The organism is uncultured Methanobrevibacter sp. (assembly GCF_902764455.1).
In the GTDB taxonomy this organism is placed as follows: Archaea; Methanobacteriota; Methanobacteria; order Methanobacteriales; family Methanobacteriaceae; genus Methanocatella.
The window spans coordinates 31,772-47,800 of record NZ_CACWVY010000036.1 but is presented as its reverse complement, the minus strand read 5'-3'; the positions used below and the strand labels follow the sequence as shown (position 1 = coordinate 47,800).

General features: G+C 34.6%; 11 protein-coding genes and 1 pseudogene. 9 read left to right on the top strand and 3 right to left on the bottom strand.

The genetic code is table 11. The features are described 5' to 3' along the window. Positions 1 to 128: 128 nt before the first annotated feature. From QZU75_RS10375 to lysS, 6 genes and pseudogenes are all read left to right on the top strand, one after another. The gene (locus tag QZU75_RS10375; RefSeq protein ID WP_296883563.1) at positions 129 to 1,043 is read left to right on the top strand and encodes a carbohydrate kinase family protein; all 915 of its coding nucleotides are present in this window, start codon (positions 129 to 131) and stop codon (positions 1,041 to 1,043) included. A 242-nt stretch (positions 1,044 to 1,285) separates the two neighbouring features. After that, positions 1,286 to 2,514: pseudogene (gene thiC / locus QZU75_RS10370) on the top strand (phosphomethylpyrimidine synthase ThiC). A 413-nt stretch (positions 2,515 to 2,927) separates the two neighbouring features. Then, positions 2,928 to 3,437, top strand: coding sequence for a hypothetical protein (locus tag QZU75_RS10365; protein ID WP_296883562.1), 510 nt, complete (start codon positions 2,928 to 2,930; stop codon positions 3,435 to 3,437). A gap of 5 nt (positions 3,438 to 3,442) precedes the next feature. Continuing rightward, entirely contained in the window at positions 3,443 to 4,111 is a 669-nt protein-coding gene (locus QZU75_RS10360; protein WP_296883561.1) for a hypothetical protein, read from the top strand. A gap of 185 nt (positions 4,112 to 4,296) precedes the next feature. After that, positions 4,297 to 5,481 carry a proteasome-activating nucleotidase gene (locus QZU75_RS10355; protein WP_296883560.1) on the top strand — a complete coding sequence of 395 codons (1,185 nt, stop codon included), beginning with the start codon at positions 4,297 to 4,299 and terminating at the stop codon, positions 5,479 to 5,481. A gap of 87 nt (positions 5,482 to 5,568) precedes the next feature. Beyond that, complete coding sequence (gene lysS, locus QZU75_RS10350; protein ID WP_296883558.1) at positions 5,569 to 7,152, top strand: lysine--tRNA ligase; 1,584 nt, start codon at positions 5,569 to 5,571, stop codon at positions 7,150 to 7,152. Positions 7,153 to 7,173: 21 nt separating this feature from the next. Here lysS and QZU75_RS10345 read toward each other — a convergent pair whose 3' ends face one another. From QZU75_RS10345 to QZU75_RS10335, 3 genes are read right to left on the bottom strand one after another with little or no spacing between them, the layout of a single operon-like run. Next, positions 7,174 to 7,551 (bottom strand): GNAT family N-acetyltransferase, encoded by a 378-nt coding sequence (locus QZU75_RS10345; protein ID WP_296883556.1) that lies wholly within the window; start codon positions 7,549 to 7,551, stop codon positions 7,174 to 7,176. Then, positions 7,532 to 8,020 (bottom strand): nucleoside deaminase, encoded by a 489-nt coding sequence (locus QZU75_RS10340; RefSeq protein ID WP_296883555.1) that lies wholly within the window; start codon positions 8,018 to 8,020, stop codon positions 7,532 to 7,534. Before QZU75_RS10340 ends, QZU75_RS10345 begins: the two co-directional genes overlap by 20 nt. A gap of 36 nt (positions 8,021 to 8,056) precedes the next feature. Continuing rightward, on the bottom strand, positions 8,057 to 9,139 hold the full coding sequence (locus QZU75_RS10335) for a hypothetical protein (RefSeq protein WP_296883553.1): 1,083 nt from the start codon (positions 9,137 to 9,139) through the stop codon (positions 8,057 to 8,059). A 181-nt stretch (positions 9,140 to 9,320) separates the two neighbouring features. Here QZU75_RS10335 and polC point away from each other — a divergent pair, with 181 nt between their 5' ends. From polC to QZU75_RS10320, 3 genes are all read left to right on the top strand, one after another. Further along, entirely contained in the window at positions 9,321 to 12,620 is a 3,300-nt protein-coding gene (gene polC / locus QZU75_RS10330; RefSeq protein WP_394350240.1) for a DNA polymerase II large subunit, read from the top strand. A gap of 255 nt (positions 12,621 to 12,875) precedes the next feature. Next, positions 12,876 to 15,194, top strand: a complete 2,319-nt coding sequence (gene nrdD, locus QZU75_RS10325; protein WP_296883551.1) for an anaerobic ribonucleoside-triphosphate reductase — start codon at positions 12,876 to 12,878, stop codon at positions 15,192 to 15,194. A gap of 188 nt (positions 15,195 to 15,382) precedes the next feature. After that, positions 15,383 to 15,868 carry a hypothetical protein gene (locus tag QZU75_RS10320; protein WP_296883550.1) on the top strand — a complete coding sequence of 162 codons (486 nt, stop codon included), beginning with the start codon at positions 15,383 to 15,385 and terminating at the stop codon, positions 15,866 to 15,868. The last annotated feature ends 161 nt before the right edge of the window (positions 15,869 to 16,029 follow it).

Genomic DNA, 16,029 nt, shown 5'->3' with positions numbered 1-16,029 from the left:
TATATAATATATTATATATAGTAGTTTCAGTGACAATGTGAAATTTCACAGATGTGTTTTTTATTACTTTCAAAAGATTAAATAATGAGAAAGCACAATATTATATTGAAATATAAAAAGGCGATATTATGGCAAAAAACAGAGATTTATTAGCAATTGGCCACTCTGCTCATGATTACATTATTAGAGTGCCTGAATTTCCAAAAGCAAACTTTTCAGCTCCAATTACCAATATGAAAACCTTTAATGGTGGTGCAGCAGCCAATGTTGCGTGTGTTGGTGCAAACCTCGGATTGAAAACATCATTGGTTTCAGCTGTTGGCGGTGACTTTAAGAAAAGCGAATACTTTGAACATATGCAAAATTTAGGTATTGATACCGATTCATTAATCATTGTTCCAGGTGAAGCAACACCAACCGCATTCGTCCTCACCGATGACAATGATGACCAGATCAGTTATTTCTACTGGGGAGCTGCCCGTGAATTTGCAGAAAGCAAAGTTCCTTCATCTGCAATTAAAAATGCTCAAGCAATACACTTGGCAACAGGCGATCCTGATTTCAACTGGAAATGTTCCGAAGAAGCTAAAAATGAAGATTTGCTTGTTTCATTTGATCCGGGCCAGGACCTTGGAATGTATGATACTAAAAAATTGATTGATGTTTTGGAAAACACTACAATCCTTTTCTGCAATCATCATGAAATTGAAAGAATCCTTGATGCACTGGAGCTTGATTTAAATGGACTTAGGGAATTAGGACCTAAAATCATTGTTAAAACCTGTGGAGCACAAGGCAGTGAAATTTACTCAAATGAAGAAAAAATTAAAATCGACGCTATAAAAACAGAAGCAGTCGATCCGACAGGTGCAGGAGATTCCTACAGAGCAGGATTCCTGTCAAGATTCTTAAATGGCGCATCATTAGAAGAATCCGCTAAATTTGCATCTGCAGTATCTTCTTTTATTATAGAACAACAAGGCTGTCAAACCAACATGCCTAGTTTCGATGATGCATTTGAGAGAATGAATGGATTTTACTAAATCCATTTCCTTAACTTTTTTTAAAGTATACTTTATTATTATCAATAAGGCTTTAATTTTGAAATACTAAATGAAGAATTACTATTTTTTAAAAAAAAATTTATATATATCAATAAAGTTTGAATTAACAATAATCCAATTAATTTAAATACTATTAAATAAAAATAACACAATATCAATCTATAATGAGAAAATAGTAATATAAATTTGACTGTTTAATCTATTAATTAAGGAGGAGAATAATGACACAAATTAGTGATGCAAAAAAAGGCATTTTAACAGATGAAATGAAACATGTTGCAGAAATTGAAGGTGTTTCAGAAGATTTCATCTTAAAATCAGTAGCTGAAGGTACCATTGTAATACCAAGTAACGTTAATAGAGATATTGAAGCATCAGGTATTGGTGCAGGATTAAGAACCAAAGTAAATGCAACTGTAGGTACTTCAACCGATATCGTTAACTTTGATGAAGAAGTATTAAAAGCACAAATCGCAATAGACAACGGTGCAGACTGTTTAATGGAATTAAGTATCGGAGGAGACTTAGACGTAATAAGAAACAGAGTTTTAGACATGTCTCCATTACCAGTAGGTTCAGTACCTGTTTATCAGGCAGCTATTGAAAGTATCAGAAGAGACGGCTCTGTAGTTTACATGACTGAAGATGATTTATTCAACACCATCGAAAAACAGGCAAAAGATGGTATTGACTTTATGGCAGTCCACAGTAGTATTAACATTGAAACTTTAACCAGACTCAAAAGGCAAGGCCGTGTAACCGGACTCGTCTCAAGAGGAGGTTCATTCATGTCCGGATGGATTGTTGAAAATGAACAGGAAAACCCATTATACGCTAACTTCGATTATGTTTTAGAAATTGCAAAAGAACATGACGTAGTTCTTTCACTTGCAAACGGTATGAGAGCAGGGTCCATTGCCGATTCAACCAATGTATGATTGAAGGACCAGGACACATTCCAATCAATGAAATTCCAACAAATGTAATGATTCAAAAGAAAATGTGTTCCAACGCTCCTTTCTACATGTTAGGACCTATTGTATGTGACGTAGCACCAGGTTACGACCACATCGTATCCGCAATCGGTGCAGCATCCTCTGCAAAAGCCGGAGCAGACTTCATCTGTTACGTAACTCCTGCAGAACATTTGGCTTTACCTAACCCTGATGACGTAAGAGAAGGAGTAATTGCAACCAAAATCGGAGCTTACGCTGGAGACCTGGCAAGTGGCCAAATCGACGGTTCACAAGACTTAGCAATGGCTGAAGCTCGTAAAAATCTCGATTGGGAAGCACAATATGCCTGTGCAATGTTTCCGGAAGCTGCACGTGCAAAAAGGGATCAAAGACCTCCTGAAGAAGAAGACACCTGTACCATGTGCGGTAACTTCTGTGCAGTAAAAATCGTAAACGAATGGTTGGATCAATCCGATTCCGACTTAATCAAATAGATATTCTTATCTATTTAACTTCTTTTTTTATTTTTAATGTTGTATAAATCATTGCCTCAAAAAATTCAAAAACCTCAAAAACAAGAAAAAATTTTCATTTTTAATTTTAAGTTAAAAGACCTTATTTTTCATTAACACTAAGCTTTTGAAATTCACATCTGATTTTTGAACTGGGGTATATATCCTGCAGGTAAAACTCATTGAAAAATGCAAATTGCTGACGTTAATGTCAATGGATATTTGACAACAATTTTACAAAGTCACAACAATTTTACCAAATGACTGCAATTTAAGAAATAAGTATTTAAATTATCCAGTTACCTAAAATATTACCTTTAAAATAGTTATAAATGAAAATATTTAAATATAATCAGAATATAAATACAACCAAACCAATTTTAAAGGTGAACAATATGAACATCAACAAAAACATTTCCATTGTTTATGACACAGAAACACTAAATACCATAAAAATAATGATAAAAGAAGGATTTGACAAACTAAACTCATTTTTTAGTGTAAAATCTTCAAAATTTAAAGTATACTTTGAATTAAAAGAAAAATTTAACGAAATTGCCGATAAATTACGCAACATTAAATCTTTCAGCAATGAATTTGCTTATTTCCGTTTCATAAAAAGGAAAATATTACACATCATTTACCAAAATTGTGAAGACAAAAATTATGGCCATTATGACTTCGCATTAGAGTTATTTGACTTTTTTATGGAAATATGGGATGCAAGAATTAAATTAAATAAAGAATTTTCTCAAAAAGAATTAGAATTATATGAAACACGACAAATTTCATTTAAAAGAAGATGCCACAAGTATCGACGTGAGTTTTATCTCAATATTTACCATCCTGACGGAGAATATAATGAAAAAGAGATTTATAATATTCATAAAACATTAATGGAATGAGATGAATGCAATTTTTCACTGATACTAACATACCTATAGCCTACACCGTTATTCATGACAAATGGCATGAAAATGCAATTAAATTTTTTAAAAAACATGAAAAAGACAATATTTTTTGGTCCAACTTAGTTAAAAAAGAGTATGATGAAAAATTAGGAGACATTATTGATGAAGTGACAAATTTCTTGGAAACATCAGAAGATTTGCTAAACATTAATAATAAAGATTTTATAAACTATTACGATTTTGAAAAATATCTTCTTAAAAGAACAGGAGAATGTAACTTAGATAGAACTAAAAAACAAAAAATTCTTGAACATTTTTGGGAGAAATATGGCTTTTCAGAAGGTATTTCTGGAATCATTTCATCAAAATTTTCAGTTTTTATAAATTATTTTGAACTAATATATTATACACGAGAATCACGACTGGAAAACATTTTAATTTTGCATGATTGCGGTTTAAACAACTATTTAAAATATTTAGATTATGCAAAAAAATTATACAAATGGGGTGTTCACAAGCCTGACTGCAAAATAGTCATCGATGCTCACGACTGCGGAAAAAACCATGACGATTTGATATTCATTTCAGCTGATAAAAAAATGATAGAAAAAATCTTAAACCATAATACAAACTTTTTAAGCATTACTGAATTCCGGTCATGCAATTAGATAGATACCCGCCTATCTTTAATTTAATTGTATCTCTTTTACATTAACATTGACATTTCAAATTCTACAGCAAATTTTAAAATAGTGATATATCCAATTGTCAAATTAACTTCAAAATAGCGAACATCAACCGTTAATGTTAATGTTAACATTCACCAAATGTTAATTCAATGGGAGATGATTGAATGGAAACTAACAGTGATGCTTCTAGAGAGGAATTAATTGAAACAATTGAATTTTTAAAGCAGGAAAATGAAAAGACCGTTGATGAACTAATGGAAAAGCTAAGAAGTATTGAAGGTGAACAGCTCAAAACCAACATCACCAATCGCCAAATGGAAGGAAAGATTAGAGAACTGAAAGGTGAAATCAACTCATTCAAAAAGACCCCACTGATTCTTGCAACAGTAACAGAAGTCTTTGACGACAAGCAGGTTGGAATTCAGGGAGCTGTAGGCCATGAATTTTTAGTTACATATCCCGGTTCAATAAAAAAAGAATTACTTCAGCCCGGCGCCAGAGTTGCACTGAATCAGAAGAACTTAGGTGTTGTCAGTGTATTTCCAGCTAAAAAAGACAAGAATGTAGCAGCAATGGAAATTGACGAGAAACCAGAAACCACCTATGAAGACATTGGCGGACTGGATTTGCAAATTACAGAAATTAAAGAAACAGTGGAACTTCCAATTAAAAATACTGAAATATTTAAGGAAATCGGAATCGATCCCCCAAAAGGAATACTTCTTTACGGACCTCCAGGAACCGGTAAAACACTTCTTGCAAAGGCAGTTGCCAACGAAACCAATGCAACATTTATAAAAATCGTGGCATCTGAATTTGTAAACAAATACCTGGGAGAGGGTTCAAGGATTGTGCGTGATGTCTTTGAGCTTGCAAAAGAAAAAAGTCCTGCAATAATATTCATTGATGAAATTGATGCAATAGGAACAAAACGTGTAAGCAGCAGCGAAGGAGCAGACAGAGAAGTCCAAAGGACATTAATGCAGCTTTTAGCAGAACTTGATGGATTTGAATCAAGAGGAGATGTAGGAATCATCGGCGCTACAAACAGACCGGACATTCTTGATGAAGCTCTTTTAAGACCTGGAAGATTTGACAGGACAATTGAAGTGCCGAATCCAGTAAAACAAAGCAGACAAAAAATCCTTGAAATCCATACTGCCAAAATGAAGATAGATGAGGACATTGATTTCGACAGCATCAGCGAACTTACAGATGGATTATCCGGAGCTGACCTGAAGGCAGTATGCACAGAAGCCGGAATGTTTGCAATCAGAGCCGAAAGAAAAAAAGTCATCTCAAAAGATTTCCTGGATGCAATCGATAAAATTATGGAAAATATCAAATAAGTTAATCTTTTTATATTAATAGATAGATATATTATTATAATATAACTTATTTTATGATAATTTTTTTATTAATAATGGTGAATATAGATGACACACTGGATTGAAAACATAGCTGATGAATTAAGTAAAATGGATGTAGAAGAACATATCATTGCAAGCGGAACCTCAATTTCAGGTTCAATACATATTGGAAACTCTTGCGACATATTTATAGCTAACGGAATTGGAAAAAAATTAAGAGAAAAAGGAAAGAAAGCTAAAACAATATGGATTGCAGATGACCACGACCCTTTAAGAAAAGTTCCATATCCATTACCTGAATCTTATGGCAAATACCTTGGAATGCCATACTCAATGATTCCATGTCCTGACGGATGCTGTGCAAACTTTGTAGAACACTTTGAAAAACCATTGTTTTCAGTAATGGACGATTATGGAATAGAAATAGAAGCCAAATCCGGTTTTGAAATGTACAAGTCAGGTGTATATAACGACTACATAAGAACCGCACTTGAAAATGTTGAAAGAATCAAGGAAATCTTCAACGAATACAGAAGAGAACCGTTGGCTGATGACTGGCTTCCTTACAACCCGATTTGTGATGAATGTGGTAGAGTAAACACCACCTATGCTTATGATTATGACGGCGACATCATCAAATACAGATGTGAATGTGGCCATGACGGTGAAATGGACATCAAATCAGGAAACGGTAAACTCACCTGGAGAGTTGAATGGGCAGCCAGATGGAAAATATTCGGAACCACCTGCGAACCGTTCGGAAAAGACCATGCTGCAAGCGGCGGATCCTACGATGTAAGTAGTGTGATTTCAGAAGAAATCTTTAACCATCCTGCACCATATCCAGTGCCATACGAATGGATTACACTCGACGGAGAAGCTATGAGTAAATCCCACGGAGTATTTTTCGCTCCTGATGAATGGTTAAAAATCGGACCTGCTGAAAGTCTCCATTATTACCTGTTCAGATCAAAACCTATGAAAGCAAAAGATTTCTCACCAAAAATGCCTTTCCTGGACTTTATTGATCAGTTCGATACTGTTGAAAAAGTATTCTACGATGAAGTGGAAGCACCATCTGAAAAAGAAGAAAGGAAATTCAAGGAAATCTATGAAATAGTGCAGATGAATCCGGATGCACCTCTGCCTTTCAGACCTCCATTCAGATTTTTGGTCAATGCTTACCAGATTGCAGGTGATGATTTAGAAAAAATCTTTGAAATATTAAAAAGAAACTCACAACTAACCAAAAGCTTTGAAAATAAAGAATTTGGTGATTTAACCGAATTGGAATTAGCTCAATACCGTGAAAGAGTCGATAATGTAAAATATTGGTTGGATACTTATGCACCTAAATTTGTAAAATTCCAAGTGCAAACCAAAAAAGTACCTAAATTACCATTAACCGACGAACAAACCGCATTCTTAGGCGATTTAGCTGATTTGATTGAAAATAATGAGTTTAAAGATGCAACTGAATTGCACGATGCAATGTATGAAATCCTGGAAGCGCAAGGCTTAAAACCTCAAAAAGGTTTCCAGGCAATATATAAAATGATTTTAGGTCAAAAACAAGGTCCAAGAGCAGCATCATTCCTGTTAAGCCTTGACAAAGACTTTGTAGTAAAAAGATTAAGACAGGAAGCTTAATCTTTTAAATTTTTTCTTTTTTTAAATTAAACTTTTGAACTCTTTTTTCATTAAAAATTCATCTACAAAACGATAATCCAATTTTTCAAAAATTTCAACTAAAATATCTTCCCTGCTATCAAATTTGACAACCACACTACTAAATTCATAGTCCATTGCAATTTTTTCGAGTTGCCTGATTAGTTTATAAGCTATTTTTTCACGGTTATCATATGAATTTAAAAATAAAGTAATAATCTCTGCAGAATCGGCATCATATACTTTAAAACTGCTGCAACCAACAATTTTTCCGAAATTATCTAAAAGCAATACTACCTGAGGGTCATCTATCTTACACCCGAAAGATGCACAGAATTCTATAAATCTTTCATCCCTTTCATCAGTCACTATTATTTCCATCTTTAGCCTCCGTAGTATTTCCTACTTTTGCAAGCTCTTCATCCCAGATTTCACAGTTATTGCAGGTGAATTTCAAAAACAAGTCCCTGCATCTTAAATCATTTAGAACAACAACTTCAACGCCGTTGCATTTAAGAAAATTTTCAGCGCCCATAAGTGTGGTATTCTCACCTATGACAACTTTTGGTATATTATACAGTATTACAGCTCCCGAACACATCGGACAGGGAGATAATGTAGTATAGAGAGTGCATTTAATATAATCTTCATAATTGAGACGCCCTGCATTTTCGATTGCATCCATTTCCGCATGCAAAACAACAGAATCATTCTGAATTAGTCTATTATGTCCTCTGGATATGATTTCATTATCTTTAACGAGGACTGCTCCTATTGGAATTCCGCCTTCCTCTAAAGATATTTGAGCTTCCTTAATTGCTTCACCCATAAAATAGTCATCTTGAGTCATTTTAAAAAAAAATAAGTTATAGATGAAATTAATCATCTATTTAAATCTGTTGAATAATCCTTTATTGGATTGTTTTTCCAAATCTTCTTCAAGTTTAGCAATTTGTTTTCTTAATTCAGAAATGGTCTTGTTTGAATCATTGGACAATTTGTCATAGCTGCTTTCCTTAAGTTTAAGTTGAGTTTTAAGAGAGGAGATTTCTTCCTTATATCCTTCAATCTCTTTTTTGTTATTGTTGTCAACTTCCTCTTTATAGTTTCCAAGTTCAATAAGTTCAGCTCTTAACTTGTCAACTTCTTCAGAAAGCTCTACATTTTCTTTTCTGGAAGCTGCCAGTTTTTCACTTAATTCATCGACTTCATTGGATAATCTGGCGTTTTCTTCTTTGATATCATGAACATCGATAGCAGCTAATTTATCTTTATACTCTTGTATTTTAGCTTCAAGTTTTTCACGAACAGAATCAACTTCAGATTCCAGTTTGTCTGCTCTTACTTTACTAACAGCACTTTCAGCACCGAGTTTTCCAATTTTATTACTTAAATCTGCATTAATATCCAATTGATCGAAATATTTCCTTGTGGTTTTTTCCAATGCATCAGTCAATTCTTTTTTAAGTTTGTTCAACTCGGCATTTTCTTTTTTGAGTTTTGGTATAATTTTATTAGTTAAATAATTTAGTTCACTTGACTGATTTGATAATTTTTCATCTTTTTCTTTGAGTTTCTTTTTCAAATCATCAAATTTGGAATCATTTTTATCGGCTGATTTATTTTCACCAACAGGTTCCTCATCATCAATGACTCCATTGATTACCGGATCATCAATAACTTCCTCAACGACAGGTTCATTAATAACCTCTTCAGTCTCGTCATCCTCTTCAACAGGCTCTTCGAAAACCTCTTCCGGTTCATCATCAGCAGCCTCTTCAACAGGCTCTTCGACAATTTCTTCACTAGCTTCTTCAACTACAGGTTCGCTAGTTACTTTTTCAACAACAGGTTCTTCGGAAACTTCTTTAGGAGCTTCTTCAGCTTCTGATTTTCTATTTTTAATTTTGTCTAAATCTAATTTAACTTTTTGGCCATACATGGCATTCATTGGTTTATCACTTGGCATTAAAATCACCGTAATAGCAATTATAATTAAAAATTCGACAGTCCAAATACAATATAATAGAGTTATATTTAATAACATATTTAACTTTTTTTTATCATGATTTTTCATATTGGAAAATCTTAAAATAATATGAAAATCTAACTATATTATACTGAATTAATTTTGTAACTTGGGCGATACCATGGATTATTTTGATAGATTAGAAAAAGAAACCCATCACCTATACGACATAGCTAATAAGGCAAGGTCCAAAGGATTGGATGTTGAAACAGAAACAGAAGTGCCCCTTGCAAAGGATTTAGCTGAAAGAGTAGAAGGGCTGGTTGGCCCTGAAGGTGTGGCAGCACGTATTAAGGAATTGGAAAATGATATGGACAGAGAGTCTGTTGCATTTGAAATTGCAGCCGAAATTGCATCAGGAAAATTTGAACTTACCGGTGAAAAGGCAGATTGGAATGAGGAGCAAAGGTGTGACCAAGGTTTAAGAACTGCTCTTGCAATTTTAACAGAAGGAGTAGTAGCTGCACCGTTAGAAGGTATTTCAGATGTTAAAATCAAAGAAAATTTTGATGGAACAAAATACATTGGAGTTTACTTTGCAGGCCCTATCAGAAGTGCAGGAGGTACTGCTGCTGCTTTAGCTGTGCTTCTGGGAGATAAAATCAGACAGGCTATAAATATTGATGCATTCAAACCTATTGAAGATGAAATCGAAAGATATGTGGAAGAAGTTGAACTTTATGAGTCCGAAGTTACAAACCTGCAATACTCACCAACACCAGAAGAAGTGAGATTTGCCGCTAACCACATCCCCGTGGAAGTTTCAGGAGAACAGACCGACCAGGTAGAAGTTTCACACAGGGATTTGGAGCGTGTTGAAACCAACAACATCCGTGGGGGAGCACTGCTTGCGATGGTTGAAGGAGTTATCCAGAAATCCAAAAAGATTCATAAAATATCTAAAAAATTAGGGCTCGACTGGGAATGGCTTACCGAGTATTCAAAACCTAAAAAAGATGATTCCACAGGAGATGACAGCGGAGATTCAGATATTGTAAGCGAACCTAAATATATTCAAGATATTATTGGAGGAAGGCCTATTTTAGGATATCCTTCAGAAAAGGGAGCATTCAGATTAAGATACGGAAGATCAAGAAATACCGGCCTTGCTACCATGGGAGTTCACCCTGCAACAATGGCACTGCTTGAATTTTTAGCCGTCGGAACACAGCTTAAGATTGAATATCCCGGAAAAGGTAACTGTGTTGTTCCTGTAGATTCCATTGAAGGACCTACTGTTAAGCTTAAAAATGGTGATGTTTTAATTCTTGACAGCGTTAGAAAAGCACGTGAAGTTAAAAAGGATGTCGTTGAAATACTCTTTTTAGGTGACATGCTTGTTGCATTCGGAGAATTTTTAAGAAACAACCAGCCGTTATACCCGTCAGGATGGGTTGAAGAATGGTGGATTCAACTGCTGATGCAAAGTGAGAACTTTGACAAGGACAATAACGATCTGGATTTGCATAAGCTTGAATACGAATATTTAAGTTCAGTTGAAGCACTGACATTATCAAAAAAATATGATATTCCTCTTCATCCAAAATACACTTACTGTTATAATGACGTTACCATTGAAGATTTGAATTCATTGATTGATTTAATAGAATCTGCCAAATTAAATTATAAACCGAATGAGGAATTGAAATTAGACTTATCTTATCCTAAAAGAGTTTTGGAAATTATCGGCGTTCCTCACATTGTCCGTGACGGCAAAATCATTATAGACAAGGACCATTCATATGCCCTTTTGGTGACATTATCCAAAAGGCTGCCTGAAAAGGACACAACAATAGAAGCCGTTAATGAAGTTTCACCTATTGAAATTAAAAATAAAGCTCCGGCATACATCGGTACACGTGTCGGCAGGCCTGAAAAATCTAAAGAAAGACTTATGAGACCTGCACCACATGGACTGTTCCCAATTGGAAATTTCGGAGGTTCCAGAAGACTGATAGCAACAGCAGCTAAAAAAGGAAGTATCAAAGTGCAGCTAGCAAGAAGGAAATGTACAAATCCTTCCTGCGGAATCAGTTCAAACAATTCTCTTTGTCCGAAATGCGGAAGTCCGACTGAAATCGGTGCTGCCAGTGAAAAAAACATACCTCTCGCATCCATGCTTAAAAAAGCATCAGATAACGTTAAAGTAAGAAGAGTTGACGAAGTTAAGGGCGTAGTAGGTATGATTTCCGAATCAAAACTGGCCGAACCTCTTGAAAAAGGAATATTAAGATCCAAAAATGAAGTGTTTACATTTAAGGATGGAACAATACGACACGATTCAACAGATTTGCCATTGACACATTTTATCCCAAAGGAAATCGGAGTTACTGTTGAAAAGCTCAAAGAAATGGGCTATGAAAAAGATTGTTATGGAAATCCTATTGAAAATGAAGAGCAAATTATAGAACTTAGAGTACAGGATATTGTAATTTCCGACAATTGCGGAGAATATCTGCTTAGAACCGCACAATTCATTGATGACGAACTTACAAGATTTTATGATATGGAACCCTTCTATAATGTTAAGGAGAAAAGCGATTTAATCGGACATCTTGTTGCAGGTCTTGCACCTCACACATCAGCAGGAGTGCTTGGAAGAATTATAGGATTTACAAAGGCATTGGGATGTTATGCCCACCCTTATTTCCATTCAGCAAAACGTAGAAACTGTGATAGTGACGAAGATGCAGTCATGCTGCTTTTGGATGCTTTAATTAACTTTTCAAAATCATACTTACCAAATACTAGAGGAGGAAGTATGGATGCTCCTTTAGTTTTATCTTCAAGAATTGACCCGGAAGAGATAGATGACGAATCTCACAACCTGGATATCTTTGAAAGATTCCCTGTAGAATTTTATGAAAAAACATACAGCCCTTTAAAACCTGCTGAGGTTTTGGAATACATTGACAATGTGGAAATGCATCTGGGAACTCCGCAGCAATACGAAGGACTGATGTTTTCCCATCACACATCAAATATCCATGCAGGACCTACAATTTGTCTTTATAAAACCTTACCATCAATGCGAGAAAAAGTTGAAGCTCAAATTAGTCTTGCTGAGAAAATCAGGGCAGTTGATCAAAGAGGAGTTGTTGAAAAGGTATTGTCTTCTCATTTCTTGCCAGACATCATGGGCAATTCAAGAGCCTTTTCTAAACAGAAGGTAAGATGCACCAAGTGCGGATCAAAATACCGCAGAATACCCCTCAGCGGAAAGTGCAGATGTGGAGGTAATTTAATCCTGTCAGTTTCAAAAGGGTCTGTTACAAAATACCTTGAAATTTCACAGGAACTGATTAACAGGTACCCTATATCTCCATACTTAAGACAACGTTTAGAAATTCAAGAGTTTGGTATTAACTCGCTGTTTGAAAGTGACAAGTCCAAACAAAGCTCACTGGATGTTTTCTTCTAGTGAGATTACTTCTCAAATGCTCTCGGACATTTGATTTTTATTAGAAATTATATAGTAAATTTCAGAGTGGACAAATATTGTTCGTAATAAGACGAACGATTTATATACCATGAAAAACTATGTATTAACTATATGTTCGTATGTATACGAACAATAATTATACATGTGTTGACATAGATTATAACAACTGAGAGACGACTCTCTCTCACTTGGATAATAAATTTTTTTAAAAACTAGGAAAATGGTGTGAATGAAATGGAAAAGATCTCAGAATTAGGAAATAATTTAAATGAAACCGTTAAAATAAATGTAGAGAAAAATAACGGTATCAGAGAAAGATTCAGTTATGAAAAATTAGTAAAATCATTAGTAATGGTGGAAACCCCATTCTTTGAATCTGACAAAATTGTAGCTACAGTAGTATCTCAGTTATATGATGGAATTAAAACTAAAGAAATTAAAAAAATCGTCTACGAATGCCTTGAAGATATCGACCCAGAAATCGCAAATAAATACTTAGCAAGTACACAATTAAAAGTACGTACATCCAGAGACACTATTGAAGCATTTGACTTATCAAAAATCGCTAACACCTTAATTGAAGAAACTGGTGCTAGCCAAGAAACTGCTTTTGAAATTGCTACTGAAACCTGGAAAGAACTTAAAAAATTAAATGTTGAATACTTGACCGCTCCTATGATTAGGGAAATGGTTAACACAAAATTAATTGAATATGGTTTAGAAGACTTAAGAAGCCGTTACACTCGTTTAGGTATTCCGGTATACAATATCACCTCATTAATTGAAAACGGAAACAGAGATAACGCAAACATGATTCACAACCCTGAAAGTATTCACAAACATGTAGCAGACGAAGCATTAAAACAATACGCACTCTTAAAAATGTTACCTGCACATTTAGCAGACGCACACATGTCCGGTGACATTCACATTCACGATTTGGAATTCTTCGCAGGAAGACCTCTCAACTGTATGCAGCATGATATAAGAACCTTCATCAAATACGGACTTAAAGTGGACGGTACCGGTGACCACACATCCATTGCAGGTGCACCAAACCACATGGAAACTTTAATGAACCACACAGGTGAAATCATGCTCGCAGCACAACAAAACATGTCCGGTGGACAAGGAATGTCCCTTTGGAACGTATTTGTTGCTCCATTTGCAAGAGGAAGAACCTACGATGAAATCAAACAATCAGTACAAATGCTTGTTTACAACTTAAACATGGCTTACGCAGCAAGAGGATCCCAAGTACCATTTACAAGTATGGCATTGGAATTCGGAGTTCCTGACTTCTTAAAAGATGAAACCGCATACGGACCAAAAGGTAAAGTAGTTGGAACCTATGCTGATTTTGAAGAAGAAACCAGATTAATCCAAAGAGCATTCACTGAAACATTACTCGCAGGAGACAACGAAGGTAAACCTCATTTATTCCCAAATACTATTTACACCCTCCGTGAAGAAACAATGACCAGTGAATACGAAGATGACATAAGATTAGTTCACGAATTATCTGCAAAATACGGTTCATCCTACTTTGTAAACATGTTCCCTAAATACAGAGGAAAAATGGCAAACTATATGGGTTGCAGAACCTGTTTACAAGACACCTGGACTGGTGACTGGGATCAAGACTGTTTAAGAACAGGTAACCTTGCATATGTAACTTTAAACTTCCCAAGAATTGGATACCAATCCAAAGACGAATCCCAAGTATTTGAATACTTAGATGAATACATGGATCTTGCAACTGAAACATTAATGCTCAGAAGAGAACAAGGATTAAAATGTTTAAATGATTTCCACATTTTACCATTCTTAAAACAGCAAGTTGCTGAAGATTCCTATTACAGAATCCAAAATTCAACCTTATCTTTTGGATTTGTCGGACTTAACGAAATGTTATTATCCTTATTCGGTGAAGGTATTGAAAATCCTGAAGCCAACAAATTTGGTATCAAATGTCTCGAATACGTAAATGACAGAGCTGAAAAATTAAAAGAGGAAACTGGACTTAGATGGTCTGTTTTACAAACCCCTGCAGAATCCACTGCATACAGATTTGCAACTCTCGATAAAAAACTATTCGGAGACCAAGCAATCGTACAAGGTGACGGAAATGCTAACTACTATACTAACTCCTCACATGTACCAGTAGATACCGGATTATCCTTAATCGAAAAAATCAAAATTGAAGAACAATATCACAGTTTAACTCCTGGTGGACACATCTTCCATGCATTCATGGGAGAATCTTACTCAGATCCAGATTCATTAATGAGTTTAACTAACAAAATTGCAAGAAAATCCGATATCGGATTCTGGGCTTACAGCTCAGCATTAAGCTTCTGTTTAAAATGTAAAACCTTAATGAAAGGTTTAAACAATACTTGTCCTACCTGCGGTGAAAGTGAAGATGTAGAATGGTATGACAGAATTACCGGATACGTACAACAAGTTGGACGTGCAAAATCTGCATCCGGAGGATGGAACCCAGGTAAACGTCAAGAATTAATTGATAGAAGAAGATTTGAAGATAACTAAACAGTTATCTTCTTCACACCATTTTTTTTACACCAAACCATCAATACTTATTAAAACTCATTATTTTAAAAAAAAATCCTTAACTCGTTCTAAAACTTAAATATTATAGTACATATTTATATAATATATAACATATCTATTAACATAACTAATATTAGTTATACGATTTTAAATTAAAAGGTGAAAAAATGAGAAAAGGTTTACTTGTATTAATTGCATTACTTGCAATTTGCATTACAATTAGTGCTGCAAGTGCAGCAGATTGGAGTTTCAACTTCGGAAGCTCCAGCAGCTCCGATGGCGGAGACATTAAAATAGACAATGACAAGCTTTCCCTTCAAGGTATAAACTTCAAAATCCCTGAAGGATACAAAGAAAATGAATCTGCTAGAATATTAGCTAAAGACACTAATCAATTTGGTGAAAACGGAAAAGTATCTGCTACTGAATTCTACAACAACAATAGTACCATCGTAATTAAAACATTCTTCGCAACAGACGGTAAATACGAAAACCTAAACGCTGATAATGCAACTGAAAAAACTATTGGTGGTCAAAAAGGATTCGTTACTGAAAAAGATGGTGAAGTACTTTTCGATTACCTTATTGACGGTAAAATATGTGAGATTGTAGCTCCAAATGAAGATACAATCGGATCCCTACTGAAAGTATAACTACTTTTTTGAATGTGGCTTAATGCCACATATTTTAATTTTCTTTTAATACTTTTACAATATTGTTTAAAATAATTCACTTTTTAATATATACCACACATATAATCAATTTTATATATCACCATTATTAACCTATTAAACATTGACTCAAACAAAATAAT

Bases quoted from the DNA above. Each gene is read 5' to 3' on its own strand.
- QZU75_RS10320 (WP_296883550.1), top strand. From the start codon at position 15,383: ATGAGAAAAGGTTTACTTGTATTAATTGCATTACTTGCAATTTGCATT.
- lysS (WP_296883558.1), top strand. From the start codon at position 5,569: ATGACACACTGGATTGAAAACATAGCTGATGAATTAAGTAAAATGGAT.
- nrdD (WP_296883551.1), top strand. From the start codon at position 12,876: ATGGAAAAGATCTCAGAATTAGGAAATAATTTAAATGAAACCGTTAAA.
- QZU75_RS10355 (WP_296883560.1), top strand. From the start codon at position 4,297: ATGGAAACTAACAGTGATGCTTCTAGAGAGGAATTAATTGAAACAATT.
- QZU75_RS10340 (WP_296883555.1), bottom strand. From the start codon at position 8,020: ATGACTCAAGATGACTATTTTATGGGTGAAGCAATTAAGGAAGCTCAA.
- QZU75_RS10360 (WP_296883561.1), top strand. From the start codon at position 3,443: ATGCAATTTTTCACTGATACTAACATACCTATAGCCTACACCGTTATT.
- QZU75_RS10375 (WP_296883563.1), top strand. From the start codon at position 129: ATGGCAAAAAACAGAGATTTATTAGCAATTGGCCACTCTGCTCATGAT.
- QZU75_RS10365 (WP_296883562.1), top strand. From the start codon at position 2,928: ATGAACATCAACAAAAACATTTCCATTGTTTATGACACAGAAACACTA.
- QZU75_RS10335 (WP_296883553.1), bottom strand. From the start codon at position 9,139: ATGCCAAGTGATAAACCAATGAATGCCATGTATGGCCAAAAAGTTAAA.
- polC (WP_394350240.1), top strand. From the start codon at position 9,321: ATGGATTATTTTGATAGATTAGAAAAAGAAACCCATCACCTATACGAC.
- QZU75_RS10345 (WP_296883556.1), bottom strand. From the start codon at position 7,551: ATGGAAATAATAGTGACTGATGAAAGGGATGAAAGATTTATAGAATTC.